Below are 902 nucleotides of genomic sequence, written 5' to 3' on the forward strand. Positions count from 1 at the left end.
TCCATGGCTCGCAGCGGTGGTAAATTATTTTCTTCAAAAGGTTTACTTTTCGTTAAAAAAAGCGTATAAATTTCTATCATAGGATTTTTACATCCTTTTGAAGAAGCCAGCACCATCAAGCTGGTTTTTTATGCTTAAAATTTATACTTCTTCCATTGTATTAATTCTTTCGACACATAACTCTTCGGCTTGTTTGCCAAGTTTTTCACAGCCGACAGGGTTTTTATTATAACTTTTTGCAAAAGAGGGTGGACTATAAACCTGAAATATTAAAATTGTGAAATAAACTAAAACAGAGCCAATGGAAATAATTAAAGGTACTTTAGTTTTTGAAAACATAACTTAGTTATCCTTCTTACTTTCTATCATAAGTATTACTCTAGCATAATTATCCTAAGAACGTAAGCATCACTACTTCGGTAGGTATTTTACATATCCAATGATTCAAATTGCCTCACAAAACGCAACGACTGTAAACCTTAGGTTGTCCTTGTTATACAGTGTTACGTGCCTTGAATACTGTACTCTCATATGATTCACAGCGGTAGAGTGATGGTACTCAAACTCTTTGAATTAACTTTTTTTAAGAAATTACATGATTGATAATGACCACATTCGCTGCGAGCCATGGAGTGCTAAGCACGGGGTGAGTAGGCCGAGGTAGGTTCGGGTTTTTAGCAGAGCGGAGTTGCGAAAGACCGTTAGGTCTGTAGCAAGCGTAACGAGTGTCTAAAAATCTATACGAACCGTAGAGTCATGTGAGAGCACAGTAGTGGAGTGTGCCGCTTCAAGGCACGTAACGCTGTGTAACGCTGTGTGACGCGGACAGCCGAGGGTTTATAGTCGTCGCGTTTTGCTCGGCGATTTTGCATCATTGGATGTGCAAAATACCTACCGAGGTA

General features: G+C 38.8%; 1 protein-coding gene. It reads right to left on the reverse strand.

Going from position 1 to position 902, the window contains the following annotated elements:
* Positions 1–141: 141 nt before the first annotated feature.
* A complete protein-coding gene (locus tag C200_RS09740) occupies positions 142–339 on the reverse strand; it encodes a hypothetical protein (RefSeq protein WP_016212579.1) in 198 nt (65 codons plus the stop codon).
* Between the last annotated feature and the right edge of the window lie 563 nt (positions 340–902).

Source organism: Piscirickettsia salmonis LF-89 = ATCC VR-1361, from assembly GCF_000297215.2.
In the GTDB taxonomy this organism is placed as follows: domain Bacteria; phylum Pseudomonadota; class Gammaproteobacteria; order Piscirickettsiales; family Piscirickettsiaceae; genus Piscirickettsia; species Piscirickettsia salmonis.